The sequence below is a fragment of the Streptomyces sp. 8N114 genome (assembly GCF_052245835.1).
GTDB lineage: Bacteria > Actinomycetota > Actinomycetes > Streptomycetales > Streptomycetaceae > Streptomyces.
The window spans coordinates 18603-33693 of record NZ_JBQQBT010000041.1; the positions used below are offsets into that span (position 1 = coordinate 18603).

Below are 15091 nucleotides of genomic sequence, written 5' to 3' on the forward strand. Positions count from 1 at the left end.
TGAGGGATGGTGGCTCCCGTGACCGGGGACGATATGGGCTGGAGAGGCGCGTGAGGTGGGGAGGCAGCTGAGTCGGGAAGGCGGAGGCAGTTCATGATGGGGGACGTGTCCTCGACGTCCGGAAGACTCGACTGCGACGTGCTCGTGATCGGCGCGGGCATCGTCGGCCTGTCCACTGCCCATGCCCTCACCCGCCGGGCACCCGGCACCCGGGTCACCGTCCTGGAGAAGGAGCCCGGCCCGGCGCGCCATCAGACCGGGCGGAACAGCGGCGTGATCCACAGCGGCATCTACTATCCACCCGGCTCCCTCAAAGCCCGGTTCGCGCTCAAAGGCGCGGCCGAGATGCTGAAGTTCTGCGCGGAATACGGGATTCCGCACCAGGTCACCGGCAAGCTGATCGTCGCCACCGAGCACCAGGAACTGCCCCGCCTGCACGCGCTCATCCAGCGCGGCAGACAGCACGGCATCCCGGTACGCGAGCTGGGCCCCGCGCAGATCGCGGAGCACGAGCCGCATGTACGGGGCCTCGCGGCCATCCATGTCGGGACGACGGGCGTGGCCGACTTCGTCGCCGTCACCGCTCAGCTCGCCCGGCTGGCACAGGACGCGGGCGCCGAGGTGCGGTACGGCGCCGCCGGTCAGGTCACCGCGATCGACCGCCGCCCGGGCCGCGGAGTCGCCGTCCGCACGGCGGACGGGACGGTGGTGCGGGCACGCGCCCTGGTCAACTGCGCCGGACTGCACTGCGACAGCATCGCCCGCCTTGCCGGAGATGCCCCACAGGCCCGCATTTTTCCGTTCCGCGGCGAGTACGCGGAGCTGGCGCCCGAGCGGGAACATCTGGTGCGGGGGCTGGTCTACCCCGTACCCGACCCGGCGTTCCCCTTCCTGGGCGTCCATCTGACCCGCGGTGTGCACGGCGGCGTACACGTCGGCCCGAACGCCGTCCCGGCACTCGCCCGGGAGGGATACGCGTGGCCGACCGTACGCCCCGCCGAGCTGGCCGGGCTCCTCATCCACCCCGGCACCTGGCGGATAGCCCGCCGCCATTGGCGCTACGGAGCCGGTGAAGTGCGGCGCTCGCTCTCCCGCCCGGCGTTCACCGCCGCCGTACGACGTCTGCTGCCCGAGGTGACGGCGGAGGACCTGCGCCCCGCGCCCGCCGGGGTACGGGCCCAGGCCGTGCTGCGGGACGGGACGCTCGTCGACGACTTCCTCTTCGCCGAGGGCCCGCACACCATCCACGTCCTCAACGCGCCCTCGCCGGCGGCGACCGCGTCCCTGCCCATCGGGAGGGAGATCGCGCGAAGGGTGGCCGGGGCGCTGGGAGAGGGCTGAGCGCCGGGAGGCTGACGGGCGTTCGCCGCTTACGGTGGGGGCGGACGCCGCCTCACGCCGCCGTCCGCCACCTCCCCCGTAAAATTGAAACATCGTGTCCGAAAGCAAAGACTTCCCTCAGAGTGACGATCCCACCCGCGACGCGGTCGGCCTGGCAGGACCCGGCGACGACCAGAAGGACGCTGATGACGGTGCGCAGCGAGTTGATGACGCGCGAGTCGGACAAGCGCCGACTCCGCGGGTGATGGCGCGGATGTTCCCGCCGGGGGCCGGGCCCTCGCCCGACCCGGCCGGGTCGCACCACGAGCGCCGTATCCGCAGCTTCCAGCCCCGCCGCAGCCGGGTCACCAAGGGCCAGCGGGCGGCGCTGGAGCGGCTGTGGCCGCAGTGGGGGTTCGACGTGGACGGACTGCGGAAGATCGACCTCGGCGACCTCTTCAGGGACCCGGAGCTGCCCGTCGTGCTGGAGATCGGCTTCGGAATGGGCGAGGCCACGGCGCAGATGGCGGCCGCCGACCCGGCCACCGGCGTACTCGCCGTGGACGTCCACACCCCCGGCCAGGGCAATCTGCTGCGCCTCGCCGACGAGCAGGGCCTCACCAACGTACGGGTGGGCAACGGTGACGCGATCATCCTGCTGCGGGAGATGCTGGCTCCCGACTCGCTCTCCGGACTGCGGATCTACTTCCCCGACCCGTGGCCGAAGGCCCGCCACCACAAGCGACGGCTGCTCCAGCCCGAGTTCCTGGATCTGGCGGCCGGGCCGCTGCGGCCGGGCGCCCTCGTGCACTGCGCGACGGACTGGGAGGACTACGCGGAGCAGATGCTCGAAGTGCTCAGCGCGCACCCGGAGTACGAGAACACCCAGCCGGACGGCGGTTTCGCGCCCCGTCCCGAGAACCGTCCGCTGACCCGGTTCGAGGGACAGGGGCTGGACAAGGGGCACAAGGTGCGGGACCTGCTCTTCAGGCGGCGCTGAGACCGCGCCCTCCTCGGTGGCCGAGGGGCGACGGCCCCCGGACGGTGGTTGTGGCGGTGCCGCAGCATGCGTCACCCACACTGGTTACTGTCGATGGGTGCATGACGAGGCAACCGGCGCCCCCGGCGCGCCACCGAACCCGACGACGCCCGGGCCTTCCGACGGCCCCGCGCCTGTCCCGCCCGTGCGTCCTGGCCGGCCGGAGAGCCCCCAGGACCGGGTACCGGAGACGGAGTGGGGTGGTCCGCGTCCCCAGGGCGGCACGCATTCGGCAGCACATCCCGAGCCCGGCCGGACGCCCCCGCCGCCGCCCCCGCCCGCGCGGGCGCATGCGCACGCGGACGATCCGGCGCCGGCGAACCCGTACGCCCCGGTGAACCCGTACGCACCCCCGAATCCGGAAGCGCCGACGCACCAGGGCGCTCCCGCGGGCTCGCCCCCGTACGCCTCCACGCCGCCGTCTCCGGCTCCGGCTCCGTACGGTTCGGCTTCTCCATACGGGGGGTCTCCGTACGGCGCGACGCCTCCGTACGCTCCCGCAGCGCCGCCCCCGCAACCCCCCGGGCCGGGCGCCGTTCCCTCGGCGGCCCCGCACTACCCGGAGGTGGCCGCTCCGTCGGACCGGGCGCCGTACCCCACCAACCCGTCCCCGGTGGGTGGCATGTACGCCCCCATGGACGACGCCGGGCAGGGCGGATCCGGGCATCCCATGCAGACGCATCCGGTGCCGTCCTGGTGGCAGCGGAACCAGCGCACCCTGCGCGCCACAGCGGTGATCGTGCTGCTCGCCCTGTGCGGGCTGATGATCCTGGCACTGGTACGTGAACAGACGGGTACGCAGGGCCTGCTGGTCGGGTTCGGACTGGCACTCTTTCCGGTACCGCTGCTGCTGGCCGCGTTCCGCTGGCTGAGCGCGCCGCTGCCCGCTCCGTGGCGTACCCATCTCTTCGCCTTCGCGTGGGGCGCGTGCGCCGCGACGCTGGTGGCGATCCTCGCCAACGGCTTCGCGACCGACTGGCTGGCCTCCTCCGTCGTCGTCGACTCGCCGCACCAGGCGGACACGCTGGGTGCCACCGTCATCGCCCCCGTCGTCGAGGAGACGACCAAGGCGGGGGCCATCCTGCTGCTCTTCCTCTTCCGCCGCCGCCATCTCGACAGCGTCGTCGCCGGCATAGCCGCTGCCGGCATCACCGCTGCCGGCTTCGCGTTCACGGAGAACATCCTCTATCTCGGCACCGCGTACGGGGAGGACACGGTGCTGGACCCCGACAGCCTCTCCGGCTCGGCAACGGCCGGTACGTTCTTCATCCGCATCATCTTCGCGCCCTTCGCGCATCCGCTGTTCACGTCGATGACGGGCATAGCCTTCGGCATGGTCGCGGCCCTGCCACGCCGTCGGCGCACCCTGCGCTGGGTACTGCCGCTGCTGGGCTGGTTCACGGCGGTGCTGCTGCACGCGATATGGAACGGCTCGGCATCCTTCGCCAACTACACCTTCCTCGCCGTGTACGGCCTCTTCATGATCCCGGTGTTCGGCGCGCTGACGTGGCTGGCCATCTGGTCACGGCTGTACGAGCTGCGCGTCGTACGGGACACCCTGCCCGCGTACGCCGCCGCGGGCTGGTTCAGCGAGCCGGAGCCGTGGTCCCTCTCCTCGATGCGGGCCCGCTCCATGGCCCGCGCGATGGCCCGCCGCAGCCACGGCCCGGAGGCGGCCCGCACCGTGGCCGCCTACCAGCACGACGCCACCGCCCTGGCCCTCCTCCGCGCCCGCGCCGACAACGGCGCCACCGCCCCCGACTTCGCCGCCCGCGAGCACGAACTCCTCCAACGCCTCTGGACCAACCGCCCCCTGGCCGGCCCCCCAACCACCAGCGCCGCCCTGGCCCTGAGCCGCCCGGCGGTGGCGGGGTGGGTGGGGTATCCGCCACCACGATGAGGGGCGCCGCTTGCACGGATCATCGCCCACGCCGCCACCCTGACCGTGCCGGTTGTTTAAGCTCTGTCTGTGTCCTCATCCGAAGTCGCTAAGGCCGAGCCGCTGCCGGAAGGGTCATGGGCTTCTTCCGCAGCACGTCGACGGAACATGCAGGCGATCAGGAGCCGTGACACCACCCCGGAGCGGAAAATTCGCCAGCTCGTGCACGCCCAAGGGGCCCGGTATCGCGTCAGCACGCGCCCGTTGCCGGAGCTCCGGCGCACTGCTGACATGGTCTTCCGGTCCGCAAAGATCGCGGTATTCATCGACGGCTGCTACTGGCATGGCTGCGCTGAGCACTACGTGCCGCCAAAAACCAATCCTGGTTACTGGTCGGACAAGGTCGCGCGCAATATCGCGCGCGACCGCGACACCGACCAGAAGCTAAAGACAGCGGGCTGGCTCGTCCTCCGGTTCTGGGAGCACGAGGAGTCAGACGCCTGCGCCGACAAGATCCTCGCCGAGGTCAGGAACAGGCGCCGGATCAGCTGAAACCTCTGCCCCGTCATAGAAGGACGGCTGGATGTACCTTCGCTCTTCGGCCTGCTCCACACTGACATAATCAAGTTCGAGACCCTCAAGCAGTTGATCTTTCTGCTCGGGACGCAAGACTGATGCAATGGCCCGCCCCAGTGCACGGGCAACCGGCGGAGGAAAAGCGTTACCCACCTGACGGTACTTCGCCGTTTTCCCGCCCGCGAAACGCCAGTGTTTTGGGAAACTCTGCACCATTGCCGCTTGCCGGACGGTCAACATCGGGCCTGTCAGGCGCAGAAAGTCCCGAGCAAGGTCTGTCGTTTTTTCGGGCTCGTTAGCAACGCCCATCGCGTTCACCCCGAAGTGCCGCCAACTGGCTTTGGCTCGGTTAGGCCCAAGGTCAGCGCCGCCATGCTTCTTTGAACCACCGACGAGCGTCGGGGCCACGCGCGCTCGCGGCCGCGCTTTGTTCTGCCACCGCCGATATGCTTCGTCGATATCAGCACGGCGCTCCGGGAATTTCTTTCTGAGGGCATTGCGCCGCCTTAGCATCTCCGGCCTGAGCACCTCATAGAGATCAGCGGGAGGATTTGCTACGCCCACGGGCCACGGGAATTTCTCAATCCCGCCCATCACATCGCTGTGAATGGCGATAAGAACCGCCCTAGGCCTCAACTGAGGCACTCCAAATTCCCGTGCCTCCAGAAGGCGCCAGCCGCAGAATACGTATTTCTTGTCACGCAATTCCGAGACGATATAGGCGCGATAATCGTCGAATTTCTTATCCAGGATGCCGCGGACGTTCTCGATAAGAACTACCTGGGGACGGAGCGATTCCACAAGCTCAAGCATCCTTGGAAACAGGTCCCGTTCATCATTCCGACCAAGCTGCAGGCCTGCCACGGAGAAAGGGGGGCATGGAACGCCACCAGCCAGAAGAGTCAATTGACCCTGCTTGAGAGGTCGTTCCTTCCCCTCTTCCCCTTCTTCGCCCTGCCCGCGAAGCGCTGCCATTGGGCGCCCCGGATCGAAATCCTTCAGGTCTTCCTCAAGGACTTCGCACCCCGCCCACTCAGGGTCCTTGAGAACGTTCTCCCTTAGCGTGGCACATGCGTACCTATCGATCTCTACGAGAGCCAGGTGACGGAAGCCCGCCTGATGCAGCCCGATCGCCTGCCCCCCTGCCCCGGCGCAGATCTCCACCGAGGTCAGCGGTTCATACGTACCGCGATCGCTCGCACTCATCGACGTGGTTCCTCCCAGCGTGACTCACAGCAGGTGCTCCAGTTTCGCAGAAATCTCTGCCATCACCATGAGCTATGAGCACACACTGTGCCCACCCCTGCTGCACGAAGTCTCGCAGGACACCAACGTCTCGTTACACCTGGGCTGCGGCCTGTGCGGAATGTCCTCATACCAGCCCAGACTGGAGTGCCCCCAGACGGCTACCTCTTCCCGATGTGCTTGAGCACAGCCCGCACGTCGGCGTTGTCCAACCCGCCAACTCCCGTCGGCGCATCCTGAAGATCCGCGAGCTGCTGCACCGCAGGGTCATCCAGAACCTTCGACATGAACTCCAGCTTGTCCTTCAACCGGACCTCAACGACCTCGTCGATGGTGTCCCGTGCGGCAAGCACCGTGATCCGCGTCTCCACGTTGTCCGCCAGTCCAAGCCTGTGGATGCGGTCCAGACTCTGGAGATAGCGGCCTGCCATGAAGTCCCGGTCCACGTACACCGCGTCGTGGCACACCTGGTGGAGACTGATGCCCTCGCCGAGAGTCGCTGGGTTTGATACGAGAACCATGCAGTCGGGGTCTTCCCTGAACCGACGGATCTCCTCGTCCCGGTTGGCCGTACCTCCGTACACGACCGCCGAGGGATACCCCTCGCCCTCCAGCAGTTTCGCCAGAGACGTCAAACTACGCACGAACGTGGTCCAGACAAGGGTCTTGCGGCCACGCGAGGCATTGGCGGCCACGATCGCCACCGCCTCGCGGTACTTGGGGGACAGCTCGTAGTCAGGCAGATCCCGGAGTAGCTGATACAGAGACCCGCCCTCGGGGATCTCAAGCGGGGGCAGCCGGTACTCGACCGGCTCGTACCGGCTGGTCCCTTCCAGTAGAAGGGCCGGATTCGTAGCCGCCATCAGCATCCGGAGCGCAGACTTACCCAGTGCGGCGAAGTCATCCGAAGCCGTCTCCGCCCGCGCCGACAGGTCACCCACCAGCGCTCGGTAGATCTCGTCATGAAGGGGAGGCAGGTCGACGCGCTCGATGTGAGCCGTAACCGGGGGAAGTCCCAACTCCTGCTTGGTCGTCCGGGTGAAGAGTGGACGCAGGACCGCGCTCGCGTGCGCCAGGTCTCCGCCTGCCACAGCCTGCGTCACTACGCGCTGTCCATGTCCCGGCCAGACGAAGCCGAGCAGGTTCTCCAGGTCTTTGGCCCCGTTCGGTGCCGGCGTGCCTGTCAAGATCAGCCGACGCTTCGAGAGAGGCCCGAGCGCCATGCACGCCGCACCGTAGGTGCCCTTGGCACCAAGCTTCATCCGGTGTGCTTCATCGAGGATGAGCATGGACGGCTCTTCTCTGAGCCACGCTGCGAGGTAGGCGAGATTGCGGTCCAGGCGCTCATAGTTCGCGATCAGCACCTCAGCGTGGGGATCCTCGCCGCCGTCCAGCTTGCAGTAACGCAGGCCCGGAGAGAAACACACTCCTGACTCATAGATCCACGATTCATAGGCGGACTTAGGACTGATGACGAGCAGTTTCCGTGCTTCGCCCCTTGTCCGCATCGCGGCGTAAAGGCCCAGAGCCGCCCTAGTCTTGCCGGCGCCCGGCACGCTGAAGTTGGCGCCGTGCCGGAGAGTGAGGAGCTTGCCGACGTCGCGGCGCTGGAACGCGGTCAGCGGTGCGGCCCAAGCAGGGCCGAGAAGATCACCAAGCTCCTCTTCGGTAAGCAGGGTCCCGCTGTCAGAATCCGGGGCGCTGAGCTGTTTCTCCGCCGTCTCCGCATCCTGCAGACTCGAACGGACCAGGGAGCTCAGGTCCGGATCCCAACGCACCGAGTCGGGAGCGGGCCAGCCTCTCAGAGCGCTTAGGCCGGACAACAGGTCTTCAAGATCGACGATCGCTGAATTGGGGCCCAGCTGTCGCCCGGTACGGAACCGGGCGACGAGCTGGATCAGAGCGGAGCGATACTTCTCCAGAACCCGCAACTCCGCCTTGGTGCGGCTGATGTCGAATCCCAGCCACAGCGACGGCTCCCCCTCCTGGTCCGTCACTCGTCACCCTCCTTCGCGGCTGCTGCCTTTAGCAGCCACGAGGCACCGGGCGCTGGGCTGTCGTTACCCCTGCTGACCTGCTCAGCCAGCTGGCGGACCACTAGGCGGAACTCCAGCAGAGCCTCATCGAAGTCCTCAACATCGAACGCCCGCGCCCCCTTAGCCTTCACGACCTCACTGATACACAGCTCAAGGGAGGCCGTCGCGTCCTTCAGCCGCTCTTGGGCCAGGCGCTTCTTCTTGCGGAGACGGCCTGTCCGGCCCGCATGGTCAATCGCCTCGTCGAATGCGTCCTTCGTCTCCTCAAGGGCGTCCTTGGCCTCACGCCGCATTTCCTCATCGATCTGGCGCGCTTGTACCCGGGCCTTGCTCTGCAGCACCGTCTGCGTGACACTCCGTGCCGTCTCCACCTTGTCCGAGACGGCCGGCATGGAGACGTCCAGGCCGGGGATCACCGTCGGGGTGGTCGAAGGTCCAGTGGACGCCGGAGTGAGGTGCCCGGGTAGTTCCTTGGCGAGGTAGTCATCAAAGAACCCCTCGTCAATCCACCGGACGTCCGTCTTGGCGAAACCGAGCAGCAAAGACGCCACCCGGTACTCCTTGAGAACCTCCGCACCGTCAGGGTTGGTCTTCGCCAGGTTCATGTAGTCCCGGTGGAGCTCCTTCAGACGCTCCTGCATCCCCTCGAAGTCGACGAGCCGCAGAGACACACCATCCGACTCGCTACGCTCGATCTGGTCCCGGATGAGCTGCAGGATCCATACGTTCTGATCGACGGTCTTCGTGGCGCATCGGAACTCTTTGGCGATCGCGTCGCGGGGAATGCCGAGCCGGATCCGCTCGTCGATGGCAAGCAGCCTGTTGATATACGAGTATTCGCGGCGACTGTCATTCCGCAGTTGCAGCGACAGCTCTACGGCAGTGATGTCAGCCCAGGTGAAGGAGGCCGGCAGCACTCCTACCCGCATGGTCGGGACACCAATTTCCCTCAGCGCCGCAGCGCGCGTGTTCCCGTTGACGAGAATCCCATGATGGGTGACAAGCCCCGGCTCGTTCTGACCGTACCGACGGAGGTCTTCCTGCAGCTTGTCGAACTCGGGGTCTCGCTTCGTGGGGTTGGTCGGCATGGATCGCAAAAGCGATCCGAGATAGCTCTGGCTCCCGGCCCACCAGGGCTGAGCCTTGAGTATCTTCTCTTGCTCACGGTCATGACTGCACTGCGCGCGGATGCGGTGGGTCGCCGGATTGAAGAGAAGATCCTCCAGCGGAAGGTCGATAACGTCGACGTGGAGCGCCTGCCCATTCCAGTCGACCGTCACTGTCTCACGCGTACCCCCGGCACCCTTAGCTTCGTCAAGACGCAGCTTCAGCAGTTCCTCGAACTTTTCACTGCGCGGTGGCAGCGGAAATTCCGGCACTTCAGTCATCTGCCTCAGCCTTCCTGTTCCGTCTGGTCCTTCACCGCAGCGGCCAGCACCGCACGCGAGGCCTCCGGAAGCGTGCGGTAGCGCCCCCACAGCCGCTCCAGGGTGCTGCGATCCCGCCGGTCGGCCTTGACCCAGGCTGCCAGCGCCCGCCGTTCGATGCCGGAGAGCGCCTGGACTTCGTCCAGCAGCGCGGGGAGGTCTTCTTCCCTGCCCCGGCCGCCAACACGGCACTTGTTGCACTCGGTCACCAACTGCGTCTCCACGCTCCCGTCAGGAAGCCTGACCTTGCGGCGAGCGACATCCAGCTGAGCGGCAACGCTTCCGTCGCCATAGGACTCTCCTGAGCCGATTCCGCAGGACCGGCACAGGAAGTTGTCCTGCAGCATCGTCTTGGTGCGCTGGGCCGCCGTAAGACTGGTCTTCGACTTCGCCTTCGCCTGGCCCGGAATCCAGACCTCAGCGCCCTTCTTCACGTAGCGCTGCTCGTCCTGCTCAAGCGTCGGGTCCTCGCGTCGCGTGTCGATCTGGTAGCCACGGTCGCGAAGGTCGCGGATGCGGCGGTCGATCTGGGCGACGCCCTCAAAGGCCTCACGCAACTGCGCCTTTGTAAAGACGTTCCCCTCCCCAACCTCGGTCTCAAGCCAGAGGGCCGCCCGGATCATGGTTCCGAACTTGGACGCATCCTGCCAGTCAGGCAGCGACATCAGCACTCTCCAATCATGCGAAGACAGCAGAGCCGGCCCCTAGGCAAGGAGCCGCTCCGGAGCCCGTGTGCCACGGACTCAACTACAAGGTCTACCGGAATAGCTGACGGAAAGTCCAGAGGAATTCTCCGAACTGGCCGTCTTTCCAATTCACCGGGATCTTTCCTGATCCCTGTCCTCGCATCTTTCACGTTGGCACTATCTTTCCTGTTCCTGATAACTCATGAATCCTGGAAGATGCCTCGTAGGTCTGGTAGTTATGGACAATCGTCAGCAACCACCAGAGGGAGCAGGTAGGTTGCTCGGGACCCTTCGACACGCGTAGGTGCACCCCCAGTCCTGCCCGCATCCACAAGAAAGGCAGCGCAGCGTGCCAAAAAAAGGGCATCGGCGCCCCATCGACCCCAACGCCACCAAAGAGATACATGAGTACGTGCGTCAGCTCCGTACACTCGCCGACTCGACGGGGCTGACGGACGAATCCATCGCTGAGGGAGAACTGGAGCGCAAGGGATGCACGCTCTCCAAGCTGCTCTCCGGCAACTCAATTTACTGGGATCACGCAAGGACTCTGCACGCGGTCTCTACCCGCGCTCTCGACGGGCGGGAGCTCATCACCTTGCAAGGTCTCTTTAACCTGCACGAAGCAGCCGTGTACAGCAAGAAAGACGCCTTCAAGAAAGAAGCGGGCCGGTGCCCCGGGCTGCGGCGCCAACTGTTTGGACGGGGACCGGCCGCACCTGCCGGTCCCCGTCGAACCGGGGGACCGGCAGGAGCCCACGCAAGCCGAGCGTTTCCTGTCCGCTCTGTTGAAGGAGGGAGGCATGCCACCTCAGGACACCCTCGACGTCCTCAACGCCGGAGCCGACGTTCTCGGGCCGCCTGAGGTGGCAACGGTCGTGGCCAGCCTCCAGCACCAAAGAGAGAACGCCCTAGCAGACGACTTCGCCCAGATATGCGGACGCGAGCAGGACAGCCTCCGTGTGATCCACGCAGCCCGCGATCTCATCGATCCCCACGGCATGCCGAATCTGGCGGCTCGTTTACTAACGGCGGCTCTGTCACCAGGACCTGCCGGCAAGGGGATCTGACAGCCGGGTTGTCCTACGGGCCGGCGAAGCGGTGCTCCGCGCATCCCAGCTCGTTCAGATTCACGGTGTGTCAGGCACGAAGGCCCTCATCGCTGGGACGGAGACGTTCGGTTCGGGGCTCCGCCAGAGGGTGCCCTCACCATGCCATCGACGGCGCCATCTCATCCGCCGTGAGAAGCCGCTCGTTTCGGCAGAACTCAATACAGCCGTGCGGGAATACTGGATGTGACGTAAGCCGCGCCGGAACAGGGCCCAGATGCCTTCGAGAGGTTGAGGTCGGGGCGTAAGGCGGCAGGTAGTAGATGGTCAGCCAGTCCCGCGAGGCGGCGAACTCGCGCAGGCCTGCTGCCTTGTGGACGTTGAGGTTGTCCCAGACCAGGACGATCGGTCTGCCGAGCTGCTAGTGGGCGGCGATCAGCAGATCGCGGTAGTCGCGGCAGGTGAAGCTCCCGCGTCCGCCTCGCCCGCCATCGTCCTTGCGCGGCCAATAGATGAGCCGGGACCGGTGGCCGGGTTTGTAGCAGGTAAGCGCGGCGATCGAGAGGCGCCGACGGGAGCGGCCGCAGACCCGCACCACAAACGTACGGCCACGAGGTGACCAAGTCCGGCGGGCGGCGGCGTCTTGGAGAAGCCGACTTCGTCTTCGAAATACGAGCCACGCTCCACGGGCCGGCGCCGCTCTTCGGCGCCGGGCCCTCACGCTTGCCGGGAGGCGGACCGAACAAGCAAGGTCCTTCCTCAATTTCCGAAAGTTCTAGGATTCACGCTGCGCTTGCTCTTTCATGTCCTGGTACGCCTCACGTAATTCCACCGCTTCGGGGAGTCGCTTCCCCTCGACTGCCCGGACAACTTCCAATGCACGCCAGTGGTTTGAGGGTACAACTCTGCCGGAGAGTATCGCCCGTTGTGCCGCGTTACAGGCTTCGTCCAAGCGACCTCCGGCTAGGAGTGTCAGCGCTAGATCAATGTTCGCTGAGGCTACGCGTCGAGGCCATTTATGAATGTCTTCCGATGGTGAAAGGTGGGCAATCACCTCCCGTGCGTAGGTCTCTGCTGCGGGATCTCCGACCCATGCAAGCGTCGTAGCCGTGTAGGCCAATGACTTAGCTGGGTCGTATTGGTAGTGGTGCTCAGTTCCTTTCCGTGGAACCAGAGCGGCAGACATCTTCCGCACTTGGTCCACAGCGGAATAGGTCTCTTTGGCTTCTCCGAGGCGTGCTCTTGCGCGGCCTTCCTGCGCGGTGGCTTGAATAGAGACGGAGCTTCCGCTAGGCGCGAGTCTCTGAGCGGCCTGCGACATTTCCAACGCGTGCCGATAGTCACCATTAGTGAGGACGCGCCACGCCTCAGTCTCATAACACCAAGCTTCTATTTCTTTGTTCCCCACATGCCGTGCGAGAGTTGCCGCTGCCTTCAATCGAGCGGTAGCCGCGCGGCCCTGGTGCAAGTCGATATGTAGCGTGGCTCCGAGGAGTTGAAGCCATCCGCCAACGACGAAGAGCCGCCTTTGCTCAGCTAGGGTCATGCGGGCATCCATGAGATGCATGATATACGTTGAGTGCCGCCTGACGCTTCTCAACAGGATATGTGGTGCTGATACCGGGTACCGCATAGCGAGATCGTCGAAGGCGCTTTCAAGGCAGCTCAGGGTTTCGGCACCGACATCACTAGCGGATACTCGGCGAATCAACTCCAGGGCTTCCAGCTCGTCGCCTGTAGCTTGTTCTGATGCGACCGTAAAGGCGAGTGGAACTGGACGGGGATCCGGAGAATCGAGGGAAAGTAGCGAGTCGAGCTCGTTCGAATTAATGCCCAAGGCCTTTTGAATCTTAGGACGTTGACAAGGCTGCGGATCAGTCTTCCCGTTCTCCCATCGTTGAACGGTTGTACGGTCAACTCCAACGGCCTCGGCGAATTCCTCTTGGTTGTACCCGCATGCCTTCCGGCGCTCTGCGAACTTCTGCCGCTTACTTGCCACGTTGGCTACCCCTCACTCGGCCCAGGGTGCTCCCTCCGGCAGCGTACGCCTTCTTGCTGGTCACATCAGCCGTGCGGCCGCGATGCGGCTGGAATGCCGCACTTGTGCCGTGGTCTCGATCAATCTCCCCTGCTTCGCTCGGATGTGTCGGATGTGACCGCGCATCGTCGACTTCTCATGGTGAGGGGTGTGGTACCGCATGAACACGCCAGGGTCCGCCCGTGACCGCCCGCGGGAGTGGCGACCGGGCGAGGCAGCGAAGGACCTACGTACAGGCCGGGTTGGTGTCGTCATGGACTGCGTGGGGTCCCGCTATCAGGTACGCCCGTTAAACGGCGGGCCGGAATGGGACGTACCTGCTCATCACATAGGGGTCGCTGTACAGTCCGATGCGTTCAGTTCGCGCTTGGCGGAAGTCAATTACCGCAGCAGCAACTCAGTGGGGCGCCCGTGGTAAGCGCCGACTCGTTCGCGGACATGCCATACGCCAACAGCCCTGATGGTTGGTGGGCGCCGTACGGCGGTGCTGAGGATGTGCCATCGGGAGTCGTCTACTTCCCGCCCGGATCAACCCTCCCGCCCTGCGACTGCACCAGGTGCCAACGGAAGGAGGAAATTCAGTGAGGCCGCTTCGCTTAGCAGATCTTCGCCTTTGTGGTTTGGCGTTGTGTGCGGCAATTCCGATCACGGCGTAACCGACCGCCTGTGATCTCCCGGTTCTACCCGAAACAACAGTCCGACTTCCGTCCATGGTGATCCGCGGTGCTGGGGCAACGAACGATCCGCAAAGCACCACTCAACAGAGAGGAAAAGAGTGAATGCGACCCATGAATTCGAGTTCCGCACGTCGAGCGTGTGCAAGTACAACAACGATGATCCCCGCTGTGTCGAGGTGGCGACCAACATCCCCGGCAAGGTGGTAGTCCGTAACTCGGTGAACGGTCGATCGGTCGAATTCACGGCGGATGAGTGGAACGTCTTCCTCAGCGGTGCGAAGCTGGGAGAGTTCGACGTGGCCGCGTAGGGAGTCCTCATGCAGCAGTGTCCGCAGTGCGGTGGTAGTGCGGTAGGCGATCCAGAGCATGCCGGAGTGGTGCGCTGCCTGTCGTGCTGGCACGCGTGGTCACTGCCGCGAGACACGCGATGCCCTGGGCGTCTGCCTCGCCTCATCCCCGCGCTTCGCACACTGGATGAGCGTGGGCACCTCAGCCGCTAGAAACGGCACGGGCCCCGCGCATGCGTTGCCCTCAGGGCGCATGGGCGGGGCTTCGTGCCGCCCGCGAACCGCCGTCAGTTTGCGGGGAGTTCCATTGGCTCCTGCCACCATCTTTGACCTGCGGACAACCCTAGGAGGGCCCTATGACCAGTGCTACCGGTGCCAGTGGTGACGGCGGGGGGCAGGCCGCGCAGGAGGCCGAGGATGCGTTGCTCGGGCTGTTGAGGGAGTACGACCGCGGAGTGCTCGTCACGTTGCGGCGGGACGGTCGACCGCAGCTGTCGAACGTCAACCACACCTTTGACCCGGACAAGCGGCTGCTGCGTGTCTCCATCACCGCGAACCGTGCCAAGTCGCGGAATCTGGCGCGGGATCCGCGGGCCAGTTATCACGTGACGAGCAGCGACGGGTGGGCGTGGACGGTGGTGGACGGGACGGCCGAGCTGACGCCCGTCGCGCGGGATCCGCACGATGCGACCGTCGAGGAGCTGATCGAGGTCTACCGGGCGATCCGGGGCGAGCATCCGGACTGGGACGAGTACCGGGCGGCCATGGTGGCGGAGCAGCGGCAGGTGGTGTGGGTTGGGGTTCCACACATGTCCGGGGAAAAAACTCGATG

12 protein-coding genes and 1 pseudogene are annotated in these 15091 nt (G+C 65.5%); 7 read left to right on the plus strand and 6 right to left on the minus strand.

The genetic code is table 11. From position 1 onward, the window contains the following. The first annotated feature begins 96 nt into the window (after positions 1-96). The 4 genes from lhgO to ACTWQF_RS35775 all read left to right on the plus strand — a co-directional run bounded on the left by lhgO (position 97) and on the right by ACTWQF_RS35775 (position 4790). Positions 97-1341 carry an L-2-hydroxyglutarate oxidase gene (lhgO, locus tag ACTWQF_RS35760; RefSeq protein ID WP_443283951.1) on the plus strand — a complete coding sequence of 415 codons (1245 nt, stop codon included), beginning with the start codon at positions 97-99 and terminating at the stop codon, positions 1339-1341. Positions 1342-1435: 94 nt separating this feature from the next. Continuing rightward, positions 1436-2320, plus strand: coding sequence for a tRNA (guanosine(46)-N7)-methyltransferase TrmB (trmB, locus tag ACTWQF_RS35765; protein WP_443283941.1), 885 nt, complete (start codon positions 1436-1438; stop codon positions 2318-2320). A gap of 661 nt (positions 2321-2981) precedes the next feature. Further along, on the plus strand, positions 2982-4259 hold the full coding sequence (locus tag ACTWQF_RS35770; protein WP_443283953.1) for a PrsW family intramembrane metalloprotease: 1278 nt from the start codon (positions 2982-2984) through the stop codon (positions 4257-4259). Between the two features lie 63 nt (positions 4260-4322). Further along, entirely contained in the window at positions 4323-4790 is a 468-nt protein-coding gene (locus tag ACTWQF_RS35775) for a very short patch repair endonuclease (RefSeq protein ID WP_443283954.1), read from the plus strand. On the opposite strand, the gene ACTWQF_RS35780 is transcribed toward ACTWQF_RS35775, so the two are convergent. The 4 genes from ACTWQF_RS35780 to ACTWQF_RS35795 all read right to left on the minus strand — a co-directional run bounded on the left by ACTWQF_RS35780 (position 4731) and on the right by ACTWQF_RS35795 (position 10187). Next, a complete protein-coding gene (locus ACTWQF_RS35780) occupies positions 4731-6020 on the minus strand; it encodes a DNA cytosine methyltransferase (protein ID WP_443283942.1) in 1290 nt (429 codons plus the stop codon). The genes ACTWQF_RS35775 and ACTWQF_RS35780 overlap by 60 nt on opposite strands. Positions 6021-6220: 200 nt before the next feature. Continuing rightward, complete coding sequence (locus ACTWQF_RS35785) at positions 6221-8056, minus strand: DEAD/DEAH box helicase (RefSeq protein ID WP_443283943.1); 1836 nt, start codon at positions 8054-8056, stop codon at positions 6221-6223. Continuing rightward, positions 8053-9483: a hypothetical protein gene (locus tag ACTWQF_RS35790; protein WP_443283944.1), complete on the minus strand. Its 1431-nt coding sequence runs from the start codon at positions 9481-9483 to the stop codon at positions 8053-8055. Before ACTWQF_RS35790 ends, ACTWQF_RS35785 begins: the two co-directional genes overlap by 4 nt. A gap of 5 nt (positions 9484-9488) precedes the next feature. Further along, positions 9489-10187: a hypothetical protein gene (locus ACTWQF_RS35795; RefSeq protein WP_443283955.1), complete on the minus strand. Its 699-nt coding sequence runs from the start codon at positions 10185-10187 to the stop codon at positions 9489-9491. An 824-nt stretch (positions 10188-11011) separates the two neighbouring features. Between ACTWQF_RS35795 and ACTWQF_RS35800 the strand changes: the two genes are divergently transcribed. Beyond that, positions 11012-11278, plus strand: a complete 267-nt coding sequence (locus ACTWQF_RS35800; RefSeq protein WP_443283945.1) for a hypothetical protein — start codon at positions 11012-11014, stop codon at positions 11276-11278. Positions 11279-11508: 230 nt separating this feature from the next. Here ACTWQF_RS35800 and ACTWQF_RS35805 read toward each other — a convergent pair. Together ACTWQF_RS35805 and ACTWQF_RS35810 are read right to left on the minus strand one after the other, a co-directional pair. Further along, positions 11509-11972, minus strand: a pseudogene (locus ACTWQF_RS35805) (transposase); the annotation flags it as partial. Positions 11973-12032: 60 nt separating this feature from the next. Further along, positions 12033-13256, minus strand: a complete 1224-nt coding sequence (locus ACTWQF_RS35810) for a helix-turn-helix transcriptional regulator (RefSeq protein ID WP_443283946.1) — start codon at positions 13254-13256, stop codon at positions 12033-12035. 814 nt (positions 13257-14070) lie between these two features. Here ACTWQF_RS35810 and ACTWQF_RS35815 point away from each other — a divergent pair. Beyond that, the gene (locus ACTWQF_RS35815; protein WP_443283947.1) at positions 14071-14280 is read left to right on the plus strand and encodes a DUF397 domain-containing protein; all 210 of its coding nucleotides are present in this window, start codon (positions 14071-14073) and stop codon (positions 14278-14280) included. 335 nt (positions 14281-14615) lie between these two features. Continuing rightward, a partial coding sequence (locus ACTWQF_RS35820; RefSeq protein ID WP_443283948.1) for a PPOX class F420-dependent oxidoreductase occupies positions 14616-15091 on the plus strand: 476 nt, incomplete at its 3' end.

What these genes read in the sequence shown, in the direction of transcription:
- lhgO (WP_443283951.1), top strand. Translation starts at nt 97, where the DNA reads ATGGGGGACGTGTCCTCGACGTCCGGAAGACTCGACTGCGACGTGCTC.
- ACTWQF_RS35770 (WP_443283953.1), top strand. Translation starts at nt 2,982, where the DNA reads ATGTACGCCCCCATGGACGACGCCGGGCAGGGCGGATCCGGGCATCCC.
- ACTWQF_RS35780 (WP_443283942.1), bottom strand. Translation starts at nt 6,020, where the DNA reads ATGAGTGCGAGCGATCGCGGTACGTATGAACCGCTGACCTCGGTGGAG.
- ACTWQF_RS35790 (WP_443283944.1), bottom strand. Translation starts at nt 9,483, where the DNA reads ATGACTGAAGTGCCGGAATTTCCGCTGCCACCGCGCAGTGAAAAGTTC.
- ACTWQF_RS35795 (WP_443283955.1), bottom strand. Translation starts at nt 10,187, where the DNA reads ATGTCGCTGCCTGACTGGCAGGATGCGTCCAAGTTCGGAACCATGATC.
- ACTWQF_RS35800 (WP_443283945.1), top strand. Translation starts at nt 11,012, where the DNA reads ATGCCACCTCAGGACACCCTCGACGTCCTCAACGCCGGAGCCGACGTT.